The sequence below is a fragment of the Paenibacillus sp. Y859 genome (genome assembly GCF_056786405.1).
In genome coordinates this window covers 20,184-45,906 of sequence record NZ_JBXCIZ010000014.1, presented here as the reverse complement: position 1 = coordinate 45,906, position 25,723 = coordinate 20,184, and the positions used below count along the sequence as shown (strand labels likewise).

Annotated in this window: 20 protein-coding genes; 18 read left to right on the top strand and 2 right to left on the bottom strand. The window is 43.3% G+C overall.

All coding sequences use genetic code 11. From position 1 onward, the window contains the following. Positions 1-134: 134 nt before the first annotated feature. The 15 genes from metE to AC1TO8_RS20365 all read left to right on the top strand — a co-directional run bounded on the left by metE (position 135) and on the right by AC1TO8_RS20365 (position 18,071). Positions 135-2,423, top strand: a complete 2,289-nt coding sequence (metE, locus tag AC1TO8_RS20435; protein WP_482057470.1) for a 5-methyltetrahydropteroyltriglutamate--homocysteine S-methyltransferase — start codon at positions 135-137, stop codon at positions 2,421-2,423. A gap of 92 nt (positions 2,424-2,515) precedes the next feature. Beyond that, a complete protein-coding gene (locus AC1TO8_RS20430) occupies positions 2,516-3,667 on the top strand; it encodes an NAD(P)/FAD-dependent oxidoreductase (protein ID WP_482057469.1) in 1,152 nt (383 codons plus the stop codon). Beyond that, on the top strand, positions 3,645-6,446 hold the full coding sequence (locus tag AC1TO8_RS20425; RefSeq protein WP_482057468.1) for a glycoside hydrolase family 2 TIM barrel-domain containing protein: 2,802 nt from the start codon (positions 3,645-3,647) through the stop codon (positions 6,444-6,446). The genes AC1TO8_RS20430 and AC1TO8_RS20425 overlap by 23 nt, the downstream gene beginning before the upstream one ends. Positions 6,447-6,803: 357 nt before the next feature. Next, positions 6,804-7,358, top strand: a complete 555-nt coding sequence (locus tag AC1TO8_RS20420; protein ID WP_482057467.1) for a biotin transporter BioY — start codon at positions 6,804-6,806, stop codon at positions 7,356-7,358. A gap of 27 nt (positions 7,359-7,385) precedes the next feature. Beyond that, on the top strand, positions 7,386-8,186 hold the full coding sequence (locus AC1TO8_RS20415; RefSeq protein WP_482057466.1) for an energy-coupling factor transporter ATPase: 801 nt from the start codon (positions 7,386-7,388) through the stop codon (positions 8,184-8,186). Further along, on the top strand, positions 8,171-9,019 hold the full coding sequence (locus tag AC1TO8_RS20410) for an ATP-binding cassette domain-containing protein (protein WP_482057465.1): 849 nt from the start codon (positions 8,171-8,173) through the stop codon (positions 9,017-9,019). Before AC1TO8_RS20415 ends, AC1TO8_RS20410 begins: the two co-directional genes overlap by 16 nt. Beyond that, complete coding sequence (locus AC1TO8_RS20405) at positions 9,020-9,823, top strand: energy-coupling factor transporter transmembrane component T family protein (RefSeq protein WP_482057464.1); 804 nt, start codon at positions 9,020-9,022, stop codon at positions 9,821-9,823. After that, on the top strand, positions 9,824-10,144 hold the full coding sequence (locus AC1TO8_RS20400) for a CHY zinc finger protein (protein ID WP_482057463.1): 321 nt from the start codon (positions 9,824-9,826) through the stop codon (positions 10,142-10,144). An 81-nt stretch (positions 10,145-10,225) separates the two neighbouring features. Beyond that, positions 10,226-12,616, top strand: coding sequence for a polyprenyl synthetase family protein (locus tag AC1TO8_RS20395; RefSeq protein WP_482057462.1), 2,391 nt, complete (start codon positions 10,226-10,228; stop codon positions 12,614-12,616). A gap of 71 nt (positions 12,617-12,687) precedes the next feature. Then, positions 12,688-13,245 carry a CueP family metal-binding protein gene (locus AC1TO8_RS20390; protein WP_482057461.1) on the top strand — a complete coding sequence of 186 codons (558 nt, stop codon included), beginning with the start codon at positions 12,688-12,690 and terminating at the stop codon, positions 13,243-13,245. Positions 13,246-13,281: 36 nt separating this feature from the next. After that, positions 13,282-13,869: a sugar O-acetyltransferase gene (locus AC1TO8_RS20385; RefSeq protein WP_482057539.1), complete on the top strand. Its 588-nt coding sequence runs from the start codon at positions 13,282-13,284 to the stop codon at positions 13,867-13,869. 152 nt (positions 13,870-14,021) lie between these two features. Continuing rightward, complete coding sequence (locus AC1TO8_RS20380; RefSeq protein ID WP_482057460.1) at positions 14,022-15,044, top strand: ABC transporter substrate-binding protein; 1,023 nt, start codon at positions 14,022-14,024, stop codon at positions 15,042-15,044. An 8-nt stretch (positions 15,045-15,052) separates the two neighbouring features. After that, a complete protein-coding gene (locus tag AC1TO8_RS20375) occupies positions 15,053-17,110 on the top strand; it encodes an iron ABC transporter permease (protein ID WP_482057459.1) in 2,058 nt (685 codons plus the stop codon). Between the two features lie 143 nt (positions 17,111-17,253). After that, entirely contained in the window at positions 17,254-17,388 is a 135-nt protein-coding gene (locus AC1TO8_RS20370) for a hypothetical protein (protein WP_482057458.1), read from the top strand. A gap of 230 nt (positions 17,389-17,618) precedes the next feature. Beyond that, the gene (locus tag AC1TO8_RS20365) at positions 17,619-18,071 is read left to right on the top strand and encodes a hypothetical protein (protein ID WP_482057457.1); all 453 of its coding nucleotides are present in this window, start codon (positions 17,619-17,621) and stop codon (positions 18,069-18,071) included. Between the two features lie 280 nt (positions 18,072-18,351). On the opposite strand, the gene AC1TO8_RS20360 is transcribed toward AC1TO8_RS20365, so the two are convergent. Next, the gene (locus AC1TO8_RS20360) at positions 18,352-19,848 is read right to left on the bottom strand and encodes a glycoside hydrolase family 43 protein (protein WP_482057456.1); all 1,497 of its coding nucleotides are present in this window, start codon (positions 19,846-19,848) and stop codon (positions 18,352-18,354) included. Between the two features lie 696 nt (positions 19,849-20,544). On the opposite strand from AC1TO8_RS20360, the gene AC1TO8_RS20355 reads away from it, so the two are divergent. Beyond that, on the top strand, positions 20,545-22,068 hold the full coding sequence (locus AC1TO8_RS20355; protein ID WP_482057455.1) for a glycoside hydrolase family 43 protein: 1,524 nt from the start codon (positions 20,545-20,547) through the stop codon (positions 22,066-22,068). 78 nt (positions 22,069-22,146) lie between these two features. On the opposite strand, the gene AC1TO8_RS20350 is transcribed toward AC1TO8_RS20355, so the two are convergent. Beyond that, entirely contained in the window at positions 22,147-23,007 is an 861-nt protein-coding gene (locus AC1TO8_RS20350; RefSeq protein WP_482057454.1) for a helix-turn-helix domain-containing protein, read from the bottom strand. 188 nt (positions 23,008-23,195) lie between these two features. Here AC1TO8_RS20350 and AC1TO8_RS20345 point away from each other — a divergent pair, with 188 nt between their 5' ends. Then, entirely contained in the window at positions 23,196-24,899 is a 1,704-nt protein-coding gene (locus AC1TO8_RS20345) for an ABC transporter substrate-binding protein (protein WP_482057453.1), read from the top strand. Positions 24,900-25,049: 150 nt separating this feature from the next. Next, positions 25,050-25,268, top strand: coding sequence for a hypothetical protein (locus AC1TO8_RS20340; protein WP_482057452.1), 219 nt, complete (start codon positions 25,050-25,052; stop codon positions 25,266-25,268). Positions 25,269-25,723 lie beyond the last annotated feature (455 nt).

Genomic DNA, 25,723 nt, shown 5'->3' with positions numbered 1-25,723 from the left:
TCGTTGTGATATTGCAACAAAATCCCTGATATAGCTCTAGGATATAACTAGATATAGTTTAATACGGTTACACTATACCAGCTAATACATGATATCTTTCTATTAACAAGTAATGTGCATAGGAGAGATATAGAATGATAAAGAGTAGTGTATTGGGATATCCACGTATTGGTGCGGATCGCGAATGGAAGAAGGCGTTAGAAGCGTTCTGGTCTGGCAAGATTGAGGAAGCAGAGTTTCATAGTAAATTACAAGAGATCACTTTGAATCATTTACGTAAACAGCAGGCAAAGGGTATCGATTTGATCGCAGTGAATGATTTCAGTTATTATGACCATATTCTGGATACAGCTACTATGTTCGGGATTGTTCCGAAGCGTTTTCCTTATGATGGCGGAGTTGTACCATTGTCTGTATATTATGCTATCGCCCGTGGGACGAAGGATGCAACAGCAAGTGAAATGACCAAATGGTTTAATACGAATTATCACTATATCGTTCCTGAGTTGGATGATGCTACACCAGTACTTACGGAGAATAAACCTCTTATAGCTTATCGTGAAGCTAAGGAAAAGCTTGGAATCGAAGGGAAGCCAGTTATCGTAGGACCATTAACATTCTTGAAACTATCCAAAGGATATAATGTTGCAGAAACAGATGCATGGCTAGATCGTTTACTACCACTGTATGTGCAAATCCTTCAGGAGCTTGCGAATGAAGGGGTGCAATGGGTACAAATAGATGAACCGATTCTTGTTCAGAAATTAAGCGCAGACGACATCCAAAGATTGAAGACTATCTACGGAACGATTGCTAAGTCTGTGCCTAACTTGAACATCATATTGCAAACGTATTTCGAATCAGTAGAGAACTATCAAGATATCATCCAGTTGCCAGTCAAAGGATTAGGTCTTGATTTCGTACATGGATTGTCGGGCAACTTGTCATCCATTAAGGAATTTGGTTTCCCAGCAGATAAGGTTCTAGGAGCGGGTGTGATCGATGGCCGTAGTATCTGGAAGGCGTCACTTCAAGAGAAGTTGGGACTATTGGAACAACTATCTGGAATTGTAACAGCTGAGCAACTTATCGTACAGTCATCATGTAGTCTACTTCATGTTCCTGTTACAGTGGCTAATGAGAAGAAGCTATCCGCTGAGCTTAAGGGTGCTCTTGCATTCGCGGATGAGAAGTTAGATGAGCTTGTTCTTCTAGTAAAAGCAGTGACTTCAGGTCAAGCGGTCATTGCAGACGAATTGGCACAATGTGAACTTGACCTACAGGTACTTAAACAATCCGGTGAGCGTAATCGTAACGATATTCAGAGCGCAGTTGCTACGATTAGTTCGAAGCATCCTGAACGTCATCTTCCTTTTGCAGAGCGTCATGTTGCGCAGCAGAAGAAATGGCAATTACCATTGTTCCCGACAACGACGATCGGAAGCTTCCCCCAATCGGCTGAAGTACGTAAAGCCCGTCAATCATGGCGTAAGGGTGAATGGAATAACGAGAAGTACGTTGGCTTCATCCAAGAGCAGATTGATATATGGATTAAGCTACAGGAAGAGATCGGATTGGATGTTCTTGTTCACGGTGAATTTGAACGTACAGATATGGTTGAATTCTTCGGTGAGAAGCTTGCTGGCTTCGCGTTCACACAGTTCGGATGGGTTCAGTCTTACGGTTCTCGTTGTGTGAAACCACCTATTATTTTTGGAGATGTAGCGTTTGAGCAGGCAATGACTGTGGAAGAAACGAAGTATGCACAGTCGAAGACAGATCGTCCTGTTAAGGGAATGCTTACAGGCCCTATTACGATCATGAACTGGTCATTCGTTCGCGATGATATTAGCCGTGAACAAATCGCCTATCAATTGGCTTATGCACTTAGACAAGAAGTTGAGGCGTTAGAGAGTGCTGGTATCGGAATGATTCAAGTGGATGAGCCTGCCGTTCGTGAAGGGTTGCCATTGAAGGAAGAAGAGCAAGCGAATTACTTAGCATGGGCTGTGAAGGCATTCCGCATGACGACATGTACCGTTCAAGATACGACTCAAATTCACACACATATGTGTTATTGCGAGTTCCATGACATGATATATTCAATTGAAGCGATGGATGCTGATGTCATCTCAATCGAAACTTCACGTAGTCATGGTGAGCTGATTCATAGCTTCGAGTTGAATACGTACAAACTAGGAATTGGTTTAGGCGTATATGATATCCATAGTCCGCGTATTCCAAGAGTAGAGGAAATGACGAGTATGATCGATCGCGCTTTGCGAGTGTTGGATCCGGAATTGTTCTGGATCAATCCAGACTGCGGACTTAAGACTCGTGGATTCGACGAAACAGTGGATTCCTTACGCAACATGGTTGAAGCAACACAGATTGCACGTGCACAGCATTCCCTGAAGGTATAATACAAAAGGCGATCACCCCTGTAGAATGATGGGGAGTGATCGTCTTTTATTTGTTATACTAGAAACAGTTGATCTAGGAAAGGGATGTAAACATGCGGAAAGTCATCGTCATTGGAGCAGGAATTCTTGGGGCATCGACAGCATACCATTTAGCCCAGATGGGGGCAGAGGTCATTATTGTTGACCGCAAAGATCAAGGACAGGCGACGGATGCCGCCGCAGGAATTATCTGCCCTTGGCTATCACAAAGACGTAATCAAGCTTGGTACCAGTTGGCAAAAGCAGGTGCGCGCTTCTATCCAGAGTTGATTAAGGAACTCGAAAAAGAGGGTGAAACAGACACAGGCTATGCTCAAGTTGGTGCGCTATGTATTCATGATGATTTGGAGAAAATCAGAAAGATGGAGGAGCGCGCATATCTACGAAGAGAGGATGCACCAGAAGTCGGGGAAATTACAAGGTATAATGAACAAGAAACACATGCGTTGTTTCCCTTGTTAGCGGAAGGTTATCATTCTGTACATATTAGCGGTGCCGCCCGAATAGATGGTCGGGCACTTCGCGATGCATTGGTTCGATCAGCACAAAGAAATGGGGCTGTCCTAATCAACGGGGATGCGACGATTAATTATCAATCCAATCGTGTAACAGGCGTAACGGTTGGGAATGAAAGTTACTCTGCTAACGAAGTCATTGTATGTGCAGGTGCATGGGCAAATCAATTGCTACTGCCCTTAGGCATTGACTTTAAAGTTAGCTATCAGAAAGCGCAAATTATGCATTTACAAGTTCCAAATCAACAAGATACAGGCATATGGCCTGTCATCATACCACCTACGGATCAATACTTGCTCGCTTTTGATAATCAGAAAATCGTAATAGGTGCGACTCATGAGAATGACATTGAAGGCTATGATACAAGAGTAACCGCAGGTGGAATACAAGAAATTGTGAATAAAGGATTAGCTCTGGCACCTGACTTAGCAAATAGCACCTTTCAAGAGGTGCGTGTTGGATTCCGCCCATTTACCCCGGGGTTTCTCCCCGTGATGGGTGCTGTTCCCGGCTGGGAAGGTCTTATTGCCGCTAACGGATTAGGAGCGTCAGGGTTGACAATGGGCCCTTTTATTGGAAGTCAGCTTGCTAAGCTGGCTTTAGGTATTGCTCTGGACATCCATATAAGTGATTATGATATTCAAACAGCGATTAGGAGTGATATTTATGCAGACAATGATCAACCTTGAAGGTGAATGGAAGTTGCAATTAGATGAGAAGAGACAAGGAAGATTGCTTCCTTTTGCGGATGTCATAACATTGCCAGGCACGACATCGTACGCCCGTAAGGGACCGAAGAACAAGGATATTTCAGTCGGAGCTCTGACGGATGAATACCTCTTTGAGGGACAGGCCTGGTATTCGAAGGAGGTAGTCATTCCGGATGAACTCGCCGGAAAGGCATGTTTTCTATATCTGGAACGAACACGGCTGACGACGCTCTGGCTGGACGATCAAGAGATTGGCAGCCGTGATAGTCTGAACACCCCTCATATTTACGAATTGACCGACCAGCTACGGGCAGGCAGTCAGACAATTACCATCCGGGTCGACAATACTGGTTATCCGACCAAAGGAGGACATTTAACTTCGCCAGATACGCAGACTAACTGGAATGGAATCACCGGCCGGATCGAACTTCAATTTTACGGTGAGTCATATTTGGGCGAAATCCGGCTCGATCCAGATATATCCACACGGTCGATCAAAATCACAGCATCCCTGAAAGGCATGGTTGAAGGCCCGGTTGCTGTAACAGCTGCAAGCTTTAACAGTCTATCGACACACTCCGTGTCCGAGCAGGAGTTTGCAATATCATCGGGCGAGTTCTCTATCGTCTATGAGTTGGGAACGGACGCGCTGCTCTGGAGCGAAGCCGCACCCAATCTCTACAACATAAGCATCGTTCTGAAAGACAGAGAAGGGGTAGCCATCGACCGACACGACTTGATCTTTGGGCTAAGCGCGTTCAGAACGGAAGGTGACAAGTTTACAATCAACGGAGAGAAGACTTTTCTCCGCGGCAAACATGATGGCTTGATTTTCCCGTTGACCGGGTATGCGCCGACTGACGTAGAGGAATGGCTGAGAATCCTTGGGATTGCGAAGACCTACGGCATCAATCATTACCGTTTCCACACTTGCTGCCCACCTGAAGCAGCGTTTACTGCAGCGGATATGCTCGGCATTTACATGCAACCGGAGCTGCCGTTCTGGGGAACGATTACGGAAGAAACCGATGAGGGTCATAATCAGGCGGAGCAGGATTATCTGATCAGTGAGGGATATGCTATTCTGCAAGCGTTCGGTAATCATCCATCCTTCGTTATGATGTCACTCGGTAACGAGCTATGGGGTAGCAGAACTAAGATAGATTCTATTCTGAAAGACTATAAAGCATTCGATAACAGACATCTGTACACACAGGGATCCAATAACCATCAATTTGTACCGGAAATTCTGGAGCATGACGATTTCTTTAGTGGAGTACGCTTTTCCAAGGATCGCTTATTCAGGGGCTCCTATGCGATGTGCGACGCACCCCAAGGACATATCCAGACGGATCTGCCAGGAACGATGAAGGACTATGACGATCAGATTGTTCCTCCCGATCTACAGAATGGGGATGCCGCAGAAGCTGGAGGTACGATCCAGATCCAGTACGGCACTGAAGCCAAGACGGTAGAGCTTGGTGATGCGACAGGGGAATGGATTCCGCAGATTCCGGTTATCTCTCATGAGATTGGACAATATGCGACCTATCCAGATTATAAGGAAATCGAGAAATACAATGGGCCACTCAAAGCCGAGAATTTCAAGATTTTCCGAGAACGACTGGAAAGTAAAGGGCTAGGCCACCTCGCTGACAAATACTTCGAATGCTCAGGTCAGCTGGCTGTAGCCTGCTACAAAGAGGAACTAGAGGCCGCATTCCGCTCCCGGAAACTTGCCGGCTTCCAACTGCTGGATCTGCAGGATTTCAGCGGACAAGGAACGGCGTTAGTTGGCATCCTCGACGCCTTTATGGATTCCAAGGGAATGATAACGGCGGAGGAATGGCGCACATTCTGCAGTGATGCGGTTCTCATGGCGAGATTTCCGAAGTACAACTATATCTCCGGTGAACGGTTCAGCGCCGACGTCGAGCTATGCTGGTACCGGAGTGGGACACCTGATACGCTTGCACTTCACTGGGAGCTGAGCACAGACGGAGGAACGCTGGCGGAAGGCAGCGCCACAGCAGTAGTCCCAGCAGAGGCGAATTACATAGATATCTGCCAGGTGGCTATCGATCTTCCCGTCGTCGAGCGGATGAATAAAGTCGTATTCTCCTTGTGGATAGAGGGAACGGATATCCGCAAGACCTACGACCTGTGGATCTATCCGCAGAAGAGCGGTAGCGTGCTTGAGGGCATCCACTTATTCGAGGAACTTTCCGAAGAGGCGCTTGCACTGCTGGAGCAAGGTGAAAATGTGTTGCTTATGCCGAGACCGGAGTCTCTCCACAACGCCGTCGAAGGCACCTATTGTACTGATTTCTGGTGCTACCCAATGTTCCGCTCTATCTCCGAGAGCATGAACCGCCCAGTACCTATCGGCACTATGGGGCTGCTGATCGACAACAGCCACCCTGTATTCCATGACTTCCCAAGTGAAGAATTCTCTACCTATCCATGGTGGAATATCGTTCAACACTCGAAGTCGATCATTTTGGATGGAACGAATCGAGAATGGAGTCCCATCGTGCAGACGATTGACAACTTTGAGCGCAATCATAAACTAGGTTTACTCTTTGAGTGTCAAGTAGGTTCTGGCAACCTGATGATATGTGCATTGGACGCGAGCAAAGTAGGGGAAACACCGGAAGGAAGACAGTTCCTGTCCAGCCTAACTAGTTATATGACATCTGAGGAATTCAAACCACAGTATAAAGCAAGTACGGCAGAGCTTCATCAGTTCATCCAATAAACGGATGCTGCCCGAGCAACTCCAACAGGAGTAAATAATAACGAATAAGCCTTGTTCAATCGGTAGACTACCGTGATGAACAAGGCTTATTCGTAGATAGGGCAGTCAGCTATACCATTGAAGAGGACGAAGTAACCTATCATTGTTCGATCCCTGCCAATGCAACGGCAACCAACTTTTTGAGTGGTTGCCGGTTCTTTTGTTACTAGTGCTCAAATAGCGTCATTGATTGTTAACCTATAATAATTTTTAGGTTTACAACAAGGAATTATCAAGTTATGATTTAGCTAATACATAGATGTCGACTCTAGTAGAAATTTCAATTTCAATTTCAATGATAACAACGGAGGTCGTAAGATGAAGACAAAAGAGATGGTATTTGCTGCATTATTCGCTGCATTAATAGGAGTATTAGGTATGATTCCACCGATTCCACTAGGTTTTATCCCCGTACCCATCACAGTACAGACACTTGGCGTCATGCTAACCGGTTGTTTTTTAGGAAAGAAAACGGGTACGCTTAGCTTGATTTTGTTTATCGTATTAGTCGCTCTAGGTTTACCTTTATTGTCTGGAGGACGTGGAGGGCTCTCTGCATTCATAGCACCGACTGCTGGATACTTTCTAAGCTGGCCAATAGCCGTATTCTGTATCGGTTATATGACAGAAAAGATATGGTCCAAGTTAAAATTATGGAAAGTTATCATCATTAATTTGGTTGGTGGTGTTATACTTGTAAGTTTAATCGGTGCACCAGTCATGGCCCTCATTACACATACATCTGTATGGGCAGGACTTGTGGGTGCTACCGCATTTTTACCTGGAGATTGCATTAAAGCCGTTATCGCAGCGATGATCGTAATACAATTAAAAGCAGTCAGTCCGATTGAAGAAAAAGTGAATAACTCATAATGGTAGCATCAGAAGGGAAGTATCTACATGCTTACATTCGATCATGTTCATTTTTATTATAAAAAGGGACAATCTGTCATAGACAATATGAGCTTTACAATTGAAACAGGTGAGTTTGTGGCGATTGTCGGAGCTAATGGATGCGGTAAGTCTACGATTGCCAAGCTAATGGATGGATTGCTGCTTCCAAAGGAAGGCCGTGTCACATTTAAGAGTCTGGATACGTCAAGGCCAGCAGATCTTGATAAGATCCATGAACACATAGGCTTTGTATTCCAGAATCCAGAAGACCAATTCATCACCACAACGGTTATGGATGAGATCGTATTCGGATTGGAAAATATTCGTGTGCCAAGGGAGGAAATACGCAGTCGCTTGGATCATGCACTACGAGCTGTTCAGATGGAGGATTACTTGGAGTCGATGCCACATCAGTTATCCGGCGGTCAAAAGCAACGCGTAGCGATTGCGGCTATCGTGGCGATGCGCCCTCAGATCATTATTTTTGATGAGGCTACCTCCATGCTTGATCCACAGGGAAGGGAGCAAGTACTTTCCATTATGCATGAGCTTCACCGCCAAGGCATGACCATCATTCATATCACACATCATATGGAGGAAGTGCTTTCTGTAGATCGTATTTTACTCATACATAATGGCCGATTGGAATTTGATGGCGATCCTTCAAGCTTTTTTGAAACCGTGCCTGTCGTGGACTATCAATTAGAACCGCCCTTTGCGGTACGATTAAATAAACTGTTCCATCAATCAACCCCTTTAACGGCAGATTGGAAGGAGATGATTACCTTACAATGGTCTATCAACTAAACAATGTGAGCGTCAACTATGCTGATATAGTGGCTTTGCAGAATATCAGTTGCACTATCCAAGAAGGAAAATGGATTTCCATCATTGGACACACGGGAGCTGGCAAGTCTACACTCATCAAAGTGTTGAAGGGTCTAATTCCTAGCGTCGATGGTGAGTATTGGATTGATCAGCAGCCCATTCATAGGGATGGCAAAGGTCGACTAAAGGTCGTTTCTGACATAGGCTACGTATTTCAATATCCGGAGCATCAATTATTTGAAACGAGCGTGTACAAGGAGCTTGCCTTTGCCCCGAAGCTGCGCGGTTATTCACCTCAGCAGATAACGAAGGCAATAGAAACTATTTTACCGCAAGTGGGTTTGTCGGAAGAGATTCTTCCTTTGGTTCCGTTTCAATTAAGCGGGGGGCAGAAACGCCGTGTAGCGATCGCCTCGGTATTGATGATGGATCCGAAGCTACTTATATTAGACGAACCAACAGCAGGTCTCGACCCCGTAAGCCGTGTCGCTTTATTACGATTACTACAAGAATGGCAACAACAAGAAAAACGCACTATTCTCTTCGTATCACACCAAATGAACGATGTTGCTGAATACTCGGATGAGGTCATGGTACTTCACGCAGGACAGCTAATGGGGCATTTAGATACCAGGACTTTATTTCTGGAACAGGCGCAATTGCTTGCGAAATTCGGATTGTCACTGCCAGAACCGGTGCAACTCTTACATTTAGTGGAGGAATTATCTGGTCAGAAAATTGAAGTCGCAAGCTGTAGAGAGCAGGATATTATCGAGAAAGTGTGGCCAATATGGCACACTAGGAGTTGCTAAATGTCTAATACCGTATTAATAGGACAATATTTGGAGACCCATTCCTTATTTCACCGTCTAGATCCACGGACAAAGATTGTAAGCATTATTATCATCATATTGAGCTTCCTAATGTTAGAATCGTTCATGAGCTATGCAGTTGCAACCCTCTTCGTTTTAGGCATTTTGTTGCTATCCCGAATCCCATTTCACGTATTTGGGAAAGGGTTAAAGCCTGTTTTGTTTATTTTGATGTTCACCTTTGTATACCATGTCTTATTCACGACAGGAAATGTCATTTGGTCCTGGTCATTCATTGAGGTGACACTAGATGGATTGCAGAACGGGATACGTTACGTCTGGCGAATTATTTTACTCATCTTACTCGCTTCCATATTAACGTTAACCACAAAACCGCTAACCTTAGCCCATGGTCTAGAAAAGTTATTAGCACCGTTATCCAAAATACATGTGCCTGTGGAGCAGTTTTCATTAATGATCGTCATTGCGATACGGTTCATACCGACCATCTTACAGGAACTTGATCGTATTCTTCTGGCACAAAAGGCTAGAGGTTATGATATTTCGGCTTTGACGTTACCCAAACGTATTCTCGCTTATATTCCGGTTCTCATCCCTTTACTCTTCACGATCATTCAACGCGCCGAGCAGTTGACTTACGCGATTGAAGCGCGTGCTTATGGTAATGGTAAAGGGAGAACTGCCTATAAACAATTGAAATTTCAGCAACTCGATGCTCTAGTAGCGGGAATCGCCGTTCTAATGACGGTGACTCTGCTACTATTAAAAATGGGGGGAGTTTAGGTGAACATTTACGGGGTAGTGGTGGACAATGAAACACGTTGTGTTCATTATCATACAGAAAAGGATATTATCGCTATGAAGTTTAAATGCTGCAACCGCTACTATCCTTGCTACAAATGCCATGAAGAGCATGCAGATCACAACATCGAGCGCTGGCCGCAGGAGCAGTTTGACGAATTGGCAATCCTGTGCGGTAGCTGTCACAAGGAGTTGACGATTCAACAGTATATGCATACAGCTAGCTGCCCACATTGCCAAGCTATCTTTAATGAGAAATGTGCCATACATTATCCTATTTATTTTGAATTAAAACCCTCATAACGATTTCGTAACCAAACTCATTCTTTCCCGTATAAGATATGAACATGATACGAGGAATAACTAAAAAAAGAAGTTGAGGTAATGTATCGTATGAATGAGGAAATGATAGACCATGCCGATAGAGTGTATCGGCTAGCTGAGCAGAAAGCAGCTCAGTATTTTGCAACACTGTATGAGCAAGTCAGAGCAAAGACTTATGTGCCTATTCTGACTGAAGATATCCAATTGTGGAAAAAGAGCCATATTCACCAACATTCATGGCTATCCTTTTTTTCGAAGGGAAAGAGCAAGCCGGATTCTACGGATTACCATAGATATATAGGGTGGTTGAATGATACAGGAAAATTGGATGATTACTTAGATCGAAGTGTTTCTTATATGTATATGAGGGATCTGGGTAAAGCATTGGATTCGCCTGATACACAGAGCAGGATTCAACGTGTAGTTGCCGATATCAAAAGTCACTTGATACATTCGACAACCAATGAGGGGAATAAACCGGATGTTATGAGTTTGGCTACGTTGTATCGGATGGCTCAGAAGGAAGGCATAGAAACCGATATGATCTGGGTGATTAACAAACTCAGAACTGTATCTTCCAACATACCGAAGGAAATGAATGCAGAGCACTCCCAGCGTAAGCTGATCAAGATCATTATTGGGGTTATGTTGCATGTCGTTGAAGAGATGGAGGCTAACATCACGCCTGCCGAGCGTTCTCAAAGACTTGGTGAAGCCATTAGACTTGGTTATTCCTATGGTCTGTCTTATCCTTTCGTTGACGATCTTCTCGATTCGCAAGTTTTAACCACTCAAGAGAAAGAACAATATTCCCATATGATACGTACCGCACTTCTCATGGGGGCTGTGCCGGATTTAAGTAAGTGGGATGGAAGTAATATGGAACTGATTCAATATATACATGCCGAGTTAGGGGAAGCTTTTGAATATATTCATAACTATCAACGATCTGATACACAGAGTGCATTCTTCGAGCAGTCCTATGTGTTCTTTCATTCTCAGGAAATGGACCGGAATAAGGATCTGTCTCATGCGGATTACTCTAATGAAGAGTTATATATCCCCATTATTTTAAAATCGTCATCTTCCCGCTTAATCGTCCGTTCCGTCATTAGTGCTCCAGTAGATGAAGACTTTGATCAGCGAACTTTCTATTATGGCATCTACAATCAGTTGGCTGATGATTTCGCGGATATGTTTGATGATATGAAAGATGGCGCAGTAACCCCCTATACCTACTATTTGCAACACCATGATCAGCGTCCTGATCTAATAAACCCTTTTGAATTATACTGGACGGTTATCTCTCATTTGATCCATAACGTGCATCATTCGGATGCCAAGACCCGTGAGGTCATTCTAGATCGTGCAATCAATGGACTTAAACGTTGTAAAAGCCGCCTGGGTACTGAAAAGTATAATGAAATAATGAAGATTTTTGCTTCTGGCCATCCAGAATTCAATCGACTTATCCAACATATCGTTCGAAAAGTGGATGATGTGGATTTCTTCGATAAGCTGCTTCGGGATCAGATGGTTACGGCTCTACAAAACAACCGTAAGGAAAAAGAAGACTTTTCCGATATGATCAAAGTGGTTCGTCAGCAGATCAACAACATGTTGCACATACCCAAACCTAATGGGATCTCACCCATGAAGGAGCCGCTTATTGATGCTGCAAATTACAGTCTCGAAGGGGATGGCAAGCGTATCCGACCTATATTGACTTGGGTCATGGGTGTGAATGAATATGGATTACAGGCTTCGGAAATTGCTCCGCTTCTGAGATCTTTGGAATATATGCATACGGCCTCCCTAATCTTCGACGATCTCCCTTCCCAGGATAACGCTTCTACCCGTAGAGGTCGTCCAACTTTGCATCAGGTTCATAATATTGCTACTGCAGAATTAACCGGGTTGTTCCTTATGCAGAAGGCAATTAAAGAACAAGCGTCACTTGAGCATTTCAATGCCTCAAGCGTGCTTGCGTTAATGCAGTATTCAGCCGACAAGACAGCAGAGATGTGTATGGGACAAGAGATGGATTTGCAATCGAAAGGGAAAATACTGACACTAGAGCAATTGAATATGATGTGCTTTTACAAAACGGGCATTGCATTTGAAGCTTCTCTCATTATGCCTGCTATTCTCGCTGAGGTTAAGGAATCAGAAATCATAGATTTGAAGAAATTCGCCTATCATGCAGGTATTGCTTTTCAGATTAAAGATGATTTGCTTGATATGGAAGGCGACCTGCTTACACTGGGTAAGCCTGCTGGCAAAGACGTAGAGAACAACAGCTCGACTTTTGTGTCCGTCCTTGGACAGGAGGGTGCCAAGAAAGAAATGTGGGAGCACTACTGCCTTGCGATGGAAGTATTGCAAGAAATACCCCGAAATACTGCGTTTCTGAAACATTTGTTGAATTATATGATTAGTCGAGAGAGTTAACTGGACTTGTGATAGATCAGTTATAATAGTTATACTAAAGAAAGTGGTAGATGTAGGGGGATGAGTAGAAGTTGAGAAAAAAGATATTGGTGGCTACTGGATTAGTAGTGGTTGCGCTAGGGGCATATATACTCGCTGGAGGCGTTGAAAAAAAATCGCTTAATGAAAGTGATACGCAAGACATTAAACAATTGGTATATGAGTACAGCGCTCACAACATACAAGATCAGTCCGCTTCAATCACATCGGAGCAACTCATCGTAACTGCGAGCAACAAGAAGAAATTAACCTATGCTTTACCTGAAAATGAGTTTTTTATTTCCATCGCACCGTTTGTCAAGGAAACTCATCCCTGTGCAATTCATAGCTTGACGGGCTGTCAAGGGGAAATGATAGAGAAAGAGTTTGACGTTCACATCGCAGATATGGAAGGCAACGTGATATTAGATCAAACAATGACATCCCAAACTAACGGATTTATCGATTTTTGGTTACCTCGTGATACAACGTACCGCATAACGATCAAGCACGATGGGAAGACAGCAGAGTCTGAGATTTCCACCTTCAAAGACGATAATACTTGCATTACAACGATGCAATTGATTGAGGACAAAAGCCAGAGTTTGTAAAATGATAACTATTCAAGGAGATTTGAGTTCATGAAATTGACTGAAAAAGAAAAAGCTAAAAAAGGGTTTCTTTATGATAATAATCATGACAAAGAACTTTTAGCAGAACGAATGCGAGCGAAAGAATTATGTTTCGATTATAACCATCTTCGTCCTAGGCAAATTGTTGAACGGAACAAGATCATAAAAGAGCTACTTGGTAAAACCAAGAGTAACTTTCTTATTGAACAGCCGTTTGTATGTGATCAAGGATATAATATTGAAATTGGAGAGAACTTTTACTGCAACCATAATAGTGTCATGCTTGATGCTGCAAAAATAACGTTTGGAGATAATGTCTTCATTGCACCTAATTGTGGATTTTATACTGCCGGCCACCCACTTGATAGGGAGCAAAGGAATAAAGGATTGGAAATTGCTTACCCCATCACTATAGGAAACAATGTGTGGATTGGAGGGGGTGTATCGATCCTTCCAGGTATTACGATTGGAAATGATACAGTTATTGGTGCAGGAAGTGTCGTTACCAAAAATATTCCTTCTGGTGTTATTGCAGCAGGTAATCCCTGTAGAGTCATCCGAGAAATTACGGAATCAGATAAAGATAAGTATACTCAAGAATAATACAAGATAAGAGAAAGCGGCCCCTAGGGTCGCTTTTTATAATTAATTTAAGTTGACTTTCCGGGAAAACGAATATAAAATAATGAATGTCATTAGTAATGATAATCATTATCATGTAAAATTATTATATACATACCTAGGGGGAAATAAAAATGCACAAAAAGTTATTGAGTTTAATTATGGTTATCGTTTTCACACTGGTTGTAGCGGGCTGCGGATCTAACCAACCGAATAGTTCGGCAACTGACGAAGGGGCAACTGGCAATGGAGTCGCTACAAATGTAGGCAATGAAGCTGTGAGCGAGCCGATTGTACTGAAAGATGCTAAAGGCGAGCTTAAGTTGGATAAGCCTGCGCAAAAGGTTGTCGTATTGGAGTGGACATTTACAGAAGATATTATTGCGCTCGGAATGCAGCCAGTAGGAAGTGCCGATAATGAAAACTATAAGCTTTATGTAACTTCTGAAGCTTCATTAGATGCAGGCGTGACGGATGTCGGTACCCGTGGTGAACCGAATCTAGAGACAATTGCTTCTTTACAGCCGGATTTGATTATTGCCATCACTGATAGCCATGACGCGATATATGATCAATTGAAAGGTATTGCGCCAACGTTGATTTTCAGTCTCTACCCGCCTGAAGGGCAAGGAAATCATTATACACAAATGGAAGATATCTTCAAAACAATTGCAGCGGCTGTCGGAAAAACAGCTGAAGGCGACAAGGTTCTTGCTGATCTAGATGCACATTATGCAGATGCTAAGGCGAAGCTTGCTGCAGCAGGCAAGGAAGGCTTGAATTATGTGCTGACGCAGGCATACAGCTATCAGAATGCAGCACAGTTACGTCTTTTTACGGATAACTCACTTGCCGTACAAACGTTGAACCGGATTGGCCTAAAGAACGACTGGGAATCTCAACAATTCGAGATGTGGGGTTTCAGCACATCAACGGTTGAATCATTACCTGCGGTCCAGGACACAAATCTAATCTATATCGTGCAAGAGAATGATAATATTTTCTCGAATGAACTAAAAGATAATTCTGTTTGGAACGGCCTTACTTTCGTTAAAGAAGAACGCATCTTCGGATTGGACAGCGCGACATGGGTGTTCGGCGGTCCCATCTCCTCCAAAGTTATCGTGGATGAAGTTGTAAATACATTAACAAAATGAGCGCCTTAATGACCAAAACGAATAAGAAAGAAGTCCCTATCGGAATGACCTGGCGGCTTATAGGAATATTTGGGGGCGGCATTGCCGTCCTTTTTGTTCTATTCGTGCTGAGCCTCTGTTTCGGAGAGGCCGAAATCCCGATCGCCACCATATTCGAGGGATTACTGAACCGTCGAGATATAATGGAGCATAATCTGCTTTGGGATATCCGAATGCCGCGCACTGTTATAGGGATTCTGGGCGGGGCTGCCCTTGCTGCGGCTGGCGCTTTATTGCAAACGATAACGAAAAATCCGCTAGCTTCTTCTGATACGCTAGGAATCAATGCTGGTGCTTATTTTATGGTTGTGCTTGGCGTAGTTGCATTCCCTGTTATGCAACAACAGTTTCCATTTTTGTTGGCAGTTGCGGGTGGACTGCTGGCGGCATTGGCTGCTTATTTCCTGAGCGGAGGTCGAACGGCCACGCCTGTTCGACTTGCTTTATCAGGTATGATTGTATCCATGGTACTTGGAGCGTTTACATCGGCCATTCATATTTTCAAAACAACAGAAACGCAAAATTTATTCTTATGGGGCGCGGGTTCTTTAATCCAGCTTGACTGGGACGGTGTTCAATATGCCTGGCCTTTCGTTATCGCACTGCTTGGGGTAGCGGTGTTCGCAGGACGGCAATTCGATGCGCTCGAGCTTGATGAGTCTACCGCCCGCTCACTTGGGCAGCGTGTAGGGTTAATTAAGGCGGTAGGCCTCGGGCTATCGGTATTGCTGGCTGCGATCGTAGTCAGTGTGGTCGGACCTATCGGCTTTGTCGGTCTGGTCGCACCTCATCTTGTTCGGCTTAGCGGAATAAGCAAGCATCGTCTGTTGATTCCCGCGAGTGCGTTGTGGGGAGCACTGCTCATTACAGCAGCGGATACGATTGCACGTATGGTACGAGGAAGTTTCGGAGAAATGCCAGTTGGTGCGGTCATGGCGATAATTGGAGCACCATGGCTCATTTGGCTGGTACTCACCAAGATGAAAAACATATCCGGTTCAGGCTCTGTACAGTCATCCATGAGTATAGGAGGGGCAGCAAAGCGTATGCGCTTTGCTCCGACAGCGACATTCATGACGATACTACTGATCTTTATCATCCTCGTGAGCTTGTCGCTTGGGGGAACAAGAATACCGATTAGCGATTTGCTGAGCAGTCTTGTTGGCGGGGGAGATCAATCATATTCCGTCCTCCTAAATTTACGACTTCCGCGTACACTCGTTGCGGCTGCAGGCGGTATCGCGCTTGCCATTAGTGGTGTCTTAATCCAAAGTGCTGTCCGAAATCCATTAGCAGACGCCTCCATTATCGGAGTGACTTCGGGTGCTGGGCTTGGCGCGATGATCGTGCTGGTCGCATGGCCCGGATTGACGATAGTTGCACTTCCCTTTGCGGCCATTACGGGTGGAGTTGTCGCAGCAGCCATTGTGTTTTTTCTAGCATGGCGGAAAGCATTAAATCCATCCGTTCTCATCCTGCTTGGAATCGCCGTATCAGCAATCTTCTCTGCAGGCATTCAGGTCATGATTGTCAAGGGAAGCTTCTATAGTAGCAGTTCCTTTATTTGGCTGACGGGTTCGACCTATGGACGAGGCTGGGGTCAGTTTTATAGCCTGTTTATATTTCTACTTGTACTTGTACCGGTTGCTTATTATTTGGGACGAAAATTCGATTTGCTGGCGTTTGGCGATGAGAGTTCAACAGGTTTTGGCTTGCCAGTCCGGGGAACGCGGCTCTGGGCAATGATTATCGGGGTTTTGCTTGCATCAGGAGCTGTTGCAAGTGTCGGAACGATTGGCTTTCTCGGACTCATGGCACCGCATGTCGTACGGATGATGATCGGGCATCACACAAGACGCTCCATTATTTTGTCGGGACTTCTTGGTGGATTGCTACTCGTCATTGCTGATACGATCGGAAGAACTATAATGGCACCGAAAGAGATTCCATCAGGTCTGATTATTATGCTGATTGGAGCTCCATATTTCCTGTTTCTAATGTACCGCACGCTTGTTAGAAAAGGGTAGGACGGTTAACAAGGCAGACATCTTAGTCCTGATCATCAAGAAATCTTGATGCATCAGGGCTTTTTGATTTGAATTTTTCTAATGTTATAGAATTTTTATCGTTGATATTATGTGTGTTGTGAGAGAGAAGGGGGGAGAATTAGTTGTCAAAACTGCAGTTAAAAATGGCGCTAACGCTGAAAAGTGAGGATTCCAGTAATCTAGATGTACTCCATGCAACTAAAGTTAGCTTCAGAGGGATTTGGTTGAATTTAGATGTATTTAATGTACCTTCATGACTAATGCGCGTTCTCTTGTTCAATAACGTCAACGGGGTATGCTGGACTTCCTTACTGCAACCCGGGTGCGTTCAAGAAGTCGACTCTGCAGTGGATTACGTGTCCCCATCATGATGAGTGTAACAATTATAACATTCACCCGAAATCTTGATGAACTATAATAGGACCAAATTGAACAGTAAAATTGGATGAGGCAAGGTCAATTATGCGTGAGGAGGTTGAGTTAGATCGTGAAGTCTAAACATGAACGATCATGGGTATTGTTTATTTTACAGTTATTTTTAGGCGTGGGTGCTGTATTCGGTGGTGTGGTATTAATGATTGATCCTACAGGGAATTTAGTGGGACTACCCTCGACGATTTTAGAAAGGTCACCATTTAGTGATTTCTTGATCCCAGGTATTATTTTGTTCATTGTCTTAGGTGTATTCCCATTATTCTTATCCATTGCGCTCATGACAAGATGGGATTGGAGGATAGCGGATAAAATAAATATTATTAAAGATCGACATTGGAGTTGGACATTCTCGTTGTATAGTGGGTTTGCACTTATTATCTGGATTACGGTACAAGTGTATGTGATTAATGCGGTTGAACTTTTGCATATGTTGTACATTACTTTAGGATTAACGATACAGGTAGTTACGTTATTGCCTGCGGTTCAAGCTATTTATAAAAAATAATGTTTCCTCGACACAAAAGGAGCATTCCAACTACGGAATGAATGGGATGCTCCATCTATAATCCAAAAGAGTATCAATCGTATGATTCTCAAAATCAAACATCGAGTTTATTTGCTAGTATATTGTTTATTGAAATCATCATTGGACGAATGATATCAGGATTTCTTGCGACTTACGTATCTAGTAAAAACCTGATAAGAAATGGTGAAATCTGCCACAAAGAGCCGATAACCGTATTGCAACTCTGATTACAATTTATCTAGAGTAAACGATAAATGCATTATGAGTACTCGCAGCTAAAATGTGAAAATACTGCATTGTAGTCAGGACTTTCTCCAGTGGCATATAAACCTATAAGTACACCTGTAAATCCTCCCGCTACTTCTGAAGAGAGATATTTCGTTTGCGCGGATCCAAGTAACGTCTCAGCATCTCCAATCTGAACATAGAAGTGATAAAGAGTAGGAGTGGCCTTAATAACCAATGTAGCATGATTGCAATGGCCCAAATCTATAGCTTTTTCAGTTGATTTGATATCTCCAATATTAAGTCGTTCGATGACCTCGTATCCATGTTGATGGTTACGCAAGGCTAAATCATAATGGTGGTTTTCGTCCATGTAGAGTGTAATGCCGGCTTCGCCATTGGTTAGGCTGATCTCGCAAGTAATGACCGCGTTAAAGTCTTTTTGACGAATACCTATAAAGGTTGGTGATGCTGGAACATCTAGCGTCACTTCCGTTCCTTTAAGCTTTACCTTATCGGATTCTAACATATAATTTTCTGTAACCGGATGTCGAAGATAACACCAGTCTAGATTCCAATCCGTGTTCTCGAACGTGAAGGCCTTTTTCTCTTGTTGAATGATTGTGCTAGAGATACGGTCAGTCTCGAAACTCATAAGAGTGGTGCCTTTATGACCTGCCGTAAACCAGCCGTCTTCATCAAAAGTAATCGGAGTTAGAAAAACTTCGCGTCCTAAGTGATGAAACGTAAGATACTGACCGGTCTGCCGGAATCCGAGATGGAAGATCCACCAATTCCCTTCCTGGTCTTGAACCAGATCACCGTGGCCGACTCCTTGCAGCTCGTAACCACCTAAATTACGATTGGTCAATACAGGATTGTTGTTATAGGCTTCGAACGGACCGGAAGGTGAGTTTCCACGCGCATAAGTGACCATATGGCCATATTCCGTTCCGCCTTCAGATACCATCAGATAATAGCGCCCATTCATTTTGTAAAGATGAGGACTTTCCAAATAACGTCCCCCTGAGCCTTGCCAGACAGAACGACTTGGCGTTAACTTGCGGCCAGATTCAATTTCAATTTCGCATTGGATGATACCGCCAACTCCGTAATCGTCAGTCCCATTGCTCATGAAATATGTTATTCCATCTTCAAAATATAAATCTGGATCGATTCCGCCTTGATCGACGTAGATCGGTTCAGACCATTCGCCGTAAATATCGTCAGTCCAGACATAGAAGTTTTGGTGAGTAGTGTCATTTGTGGTAGTCATGTAAAACCGGCCATTGTTATGACGCAAGGTGGGAGCAAATACACCACCTGAACTGTTCACGGTTTCCAACTGAATCTGGCTCTTTCGGGTTAGACAATGACCGATTTGAGTCCAATTTATCAGATCTTTGCTTTCAAAAATCGGAACGCCGGGGAAATACTGAAAGGAACTGCAGACCAGATAATAGGTGTCGTCCACTTTGCAAACGCTTGGGTCGGGGTAAAAGCCTTTAATGACTGGGTTATTGTAGTTCATTTGTCCACCTCTTCTTTAAATTTATATAAATAAGAATTCATTGTGATTACATCCTAAGAAAATTAAACACTATTGAGCAGAAACTTTCAATGAAACAGGGTTGAAGGTTTTCTTTATATTTATTAAATTAATATATATGTGAATTCAATATATATGGGGCAGGAGATAATTCTATGATAAGGAAGCCGCAGGGTACGCAAAAATGGAGGGACGCACAAAATGTGTTTCCTTAAACATAAAACTGTCGAAATCGAGCTCCCAACCGCCAGGCCTCCGAGATTACTGGCCTTCAGATATTAGTTTCACGTTTAACGGTGTTTCGCTTGGAACCTGGACAAGCCCAGCAGACTTCGGAAGAGCGGCGCGCGGCAAATATACGCCGGAATGGTGGCATCGAAATGTGAATCAATACGGATTATTGAAGACAATTCGCATTGACGCTCTATGGAGCTGGATTCGGTAATCATGATCAGGATATTAAAATTCGTGTATACATTAAGGAATAAATCATAACCGACACAAAGCACTCTTAACAGACAACCGCCTCAAGATATCCTATGTCTAAATAATGCTACTTTTGAGACTTGAAAATGAAGGTTTACTATTTTGGTTTGAATTACAATGAATGTGGTTTTAAACATGAGTGTATTTAATGTTTTTGTAGTCGAACGCTAAAATAGACAGGAGTGCAGTTAAATGCAGTATACTAATCCCGTAATATCGGGCTTTCATCCGGACCCAAGTATTTGCCGAGCTGGGGACGATTATTATTTGGTCACAAGTTCATTTGAATATTTTCCGGGAGTTCCCATTTTCCATAGCAAAGATCTTGTCAACTGGCGTCAGATCGGTCATTGTCTTACAACAGAGGAGCAGTTACCATTAGCTAACTCATGGAGCTCAGGAGGGATTTTCGCACCGACAATCCGTTATCATAACGGCTGGTTTTATATGGCGACAACGAACGTAAGCGGAGTCGGGAATTTCTTTGTTAAAACGAAAAATCCAGCAGAAACATGGTCAAATCCGATCCTTGTTGCACAGGACGGAATAGATCCATCGCTTACATTTGATGATGACGGACGCGTATACTTTCAGTCTTCAAGCAACGGCGATCAGGGTCATGGTATTTATCAGTGTGAAATCGATATTGAAACCGGCACCATGTTGACGGAGAGCCGTCTGTTATGGAAAGGAAGTGGCGGCGCTTATCCTGAAGCCCCTCACGTGTACAAAACAAACGGTTACTACTATTTGATGATCGCTGAAGGTGGCACAGAATATGGACATATGGAAACCATCGCAAGAAGCAAACATCCATTTGGACCCTATGAATCTTATGCAAATAATCCTATTCTCTCGAACAGAAGCATGGAAAGTAGCATACATGCAACAGGTCATGCAGATTTGATCGAGACTCAGGACGGGAGCTGGTGGGCTGTTTGCTTGGGAATTAGACCGGTCTCATATCCTATGGCTCATCATTTGGGTAGAGAGGTATATCTTGCTCCTGTAAGCTGGACATCTGATGGTTGGCCGGTAATCGGCAATAATACGCATATCAATACAGTCATGGAGGCACCGAATCTACCCGAAGTGCAGTGGCCTGTGAAGCCGATAAGAGACAACTTTGACGATTCAAAGCTAGGCTTGGATTGGACTTTTTTAAGAAACCCGGTTCAGAGCAGCTGGTCATTGCAGGAACGACCAGGATACCTAGTACTTCATGGACAACAAACGTCTTTAAATGAAACCGGTTCTCCCGCTTTTGTGGGCAGACGTCTTAGTCACTTCACATGCAAAATGGAAGCAAAGATGGAATTTGAACCGCTGAATGATGGGGAAGAAGCAGGATTAACCGTATTTATGAACCAAAAACACCATTATGACCTTGCGGTTAGGTCTATACAAGGACGTAAAATGATAGTCTTTCGGCGAACTGTTGGTTCTCTAAAAGTAGAAGAAATCCGTGATTGTCCGGAGGGACCTATTGTACTTCAAATTCAAGCTCTCCCCGATAAGATTATAGCTTCTATCCGCACTCCAGAAATCGAACCGATCGAAATGGGGTGGGGAGAAACTCATTTTCTTAGTACAGAAATGGCAGGAGGTTTTACAGGGGTATTTGTCGCCATGTATGCAACCACTGAAACGGGACAATCCACCCCTGCTTGTTTTGATTGGTTCGATTATGAGCCACTAGAATTAATGGAGAAATAACAACATATTTAAAGCGATTGCTGCAGCGGCTCATTAGAGCCAGCTGCTTTTTTTATGAGGAGTAGGAGATTAACGTATTTACTTTTTAGATCTATATGATTTAGGAGACATGTCATACGTTTTTTTGAATTGGCGAGTGAAATAATTGCTGTCGTTAAATCCGCACTCATATGAGATTTCCGTAATTGAAAGATTACTTTGATTTAACAACGTGCAGGCACGTTCTAAACGAAGACGTTGAAGATAAGCTATCGGCGTTGTCAGATAGTATGCTCGGAATATTCGGTTCAAATGTCTAACGGATATATCTGATTTGGCCGCGATTTCATCCAGTGTTACTTGATCAAGATAGTGATCCTCAATGAAAGAAATCGCATTTGCTAGGTGCATCAGACTGCTATCTGCCCCTTTCTCCTGATAGTCATATTGTCTTGATAAATAAACGATAAGCTCCATAAACCGGGAAGCTAGCATCGTTTTATAACCGTGAATTTTCTCTTCGTATTCTTTAATCATATATGAAATGAGGGATGAGACATACTCTAGGCTTATGATCGACATGTTAAGTTTACTTTTATAAGGGTTAATACTGCGATAAAACGGTTCCAAAATAAAAAGAGCCTGAAAACCATTCAACGTCCGTAGATCTGAACCAGCAGAATTGAGCATTTCAGGTTTGTACATAATATTGCAAATTTTGAATTCATATGGGGACTTATAAGCATGTGGAGTTCCGCCATTAATGACAAAAACATTCCCTTTTTTAATAAATGATTCTTCGTTATTGACGATATGGGTTGCATGTCCATTAAGCACAATGACCAGTTCAGAAAAGTCTACATGTGTATGAAAAGAAATGTCCTCCTCATGCCCTCCATATTGAATGAAAAAGGGGAAATCCTCATCCCTCGTAAACCAGTTCAAATATACATTACTCAATCGATTCCCACCTTCCAAAACGTTATACTATGTCTATATCATGCTATTTAATGACCTGAAAATCAAGGTTATCTACCAAATTAATAGATAAAATGAAAGGGAATCAGGGAAACGATAAATGATTGTGATGTTCTTCGTTGTTTAGTACGCAAGTCATATTCTAGTTATTATTAGGGGGAAAAGATGAGATGAAGAAAAGCTTATCCAAAAAAATTGGGATGCTCTTTTTAACGAGTGCGTTCCTTATTTCGGCAGGTTGTAGCAATGTGGGAAATAATTCTGCGAGTAACGTACCTAAAAGCAGCGCAGAAGATTTAAGTCCGATTACGTTTTCCTTTTTTGGTGCAGATGCCAGTCCTAGCTGGAACAATATGCAGGATGATGTTGGTAAAGAAATTACTGCAAAAACAGGTGTTACTATAAATGCGGAATATGATGTAGGCAGCGGTGGTGGACAAACCAAAATCGCTTTGATGGCGGCTAGCGGCGATTACCCAGATATGGTATATGGCAAAGGCGAGCTAAACAAACTAGTTGATGCCGAAGCGATACTTGATCTGACAGATCTTATCGAACAACACGCTCCCAATATTAAAAAAGTGATGAGTAATAATATGAATCGAATGAAATATAGCTTGGATGATCAAGCAATCTACTCTATTCCGACCAACATTGGTGTAGATCAACAGAACTTTGATGTTACCAACGGTTTTGAGGTCCAGCTTCGGGTATTAAAAGAGTTGGGGTATCCAGAAATTAGAACGGTGCAAGATTTTGAAAACGTACTCAAAGAATATGTGAGCAAACATCCGACAACGAACGGGCTACCTACCATTCCATTTTTAATAAACGCGGATGATTGGAAGATCATGATTACCGTAACCAATCAGGCTGATGTGACAACGGGCGGGACAAATGACGGAGAGTACTATGTAAACCCGGATACTTATGAAGCTATGCTTCACTTAAAACGTCCGGAAGAAAAAGATTACTTCCGCTGGTTAAATCACATGTTTAATACAGGACTGCTTGACAAAGATTCTTTTGTCCAAAAAGAAGATCAGTATAAATCTAAAATTGCTAGTGGACGTGTACTGGGTCTCTCCTCTGTGGAATGGGAATATCAGGACGCTGAAAATGCCTTGAAAGCAGAAGGCAAAGACGAGTATACTTACGGCCACTTCCCAGTGACATTAAATGAACAGTATAAAGATCACTCTTTGCAGTCTGTCGGCGTAGACGGGTATGGCATCAGCATTACAACCGCTGCTAAAGATCCAATCCGTGCGATCAAGTTCCTTGACTGGTTAGCCTCTGAAGAAGGCCAAGTGCTGAGCAACTGGGGAATTGAAGGCAAACAATATCATGTTGAGAATGGGAATCGTGTAATACCTGACGATATTCTTAATCAAAAAGTAAACGATGCATCGAATTTCACGAAAGAAACCGGTATCGGTCTGTATTCCATCTTTGGAGCCCACTATGGAGATGGCGTTAAAGATTCTACGGATAACTATTATACAACCAACTTCCCAGAACAAATTATAGCCAGTTACTCTGATGTCGAGAAAGAAACTTTAGCAGCTTATGATGCGACAACCTGGAAAGACTTGTTTCCTAGCGAAGATGAATTTCCTGTCAAAGAGTGGGGAGCATTATACAATATGCAGGTTCCAACAGAGGGAGACTATCAAGTTATTTTTCAGAAAACACAAGATATTATCCGCAAACGGATTCCAGAAGCAATAATGTCCAAACCAGCTGATTTTGATGGAATTTATGATGCTTTTATTGATGAGTTGAACAAAGCTGGAGCAGAAAAAATGGAAAGTGAATATACCGAATTAGTCAAAGCAAGAGTATCGCTCTTCACAGGCAAGGACGTTCAGTAATATCAAAAATATTAGTAAGTAGAAAAGGCGACTTATTCTTCGAATTGTGAAGAGAAAATCGCCTTTTTTTGCGATTATTATCCTAAAAGGTTAAAGTGAGGGGGTGAATAGAATGCCGAAAAGAAAGACCAGATTGAGCAGGAAACTGATATGCTTAGAGAGAAGTTAACGGGGAAACAGGGAAGGCAGTTGCCTTTTTCGGATGTCATTACATTGCCGGGCACGACATCGCATGCCCGTAAGGGACCGAAGAACGAGAATATTCTAGTCAGCGCCCTGACGGATGAATACCTGTTTGAAGGGCAGGTATTCAGACGATCACCGTCCGGGTCGACAATACCGATTATCCGACCAAAGGCGGTCATTTAACTTCTCCGGATACCCAGACTAACTGGAACGGTATTACCGGCCGAATCGAGCTTCAGTTTTACGGCGAATCGTATTTGAGCAGTATTCGACTTGATCCGGATCTGTCCGCCCGGTCGGTCAGAATCACAGCAACCCTAAAAGGAACGGCTGAAGGACCTGTGGCTGTGACCGGTACAAGCTTTAACAGCCTGACGGCACATTCGGTGAAAGAGCAGGAGTTCGCAATCTCACCGGGTGAGTTTACCATCGACTACAAATTGGATTCGGACGCGCTACTTTGGAGGAGAATCACATCGATATCTGCCATCTGACCATTGACCTTCCTGCGGTTGCGCAAATGACCCAAGGCGTAGTGCTTGGTCAGGAGGAAAAGGAGTTTTGATTGCCGCGCCTGCAACAGATAGGATGGAAGCCTTACAAATTTCAAATGAGTTAATGAGTGATTTCTTAAATGG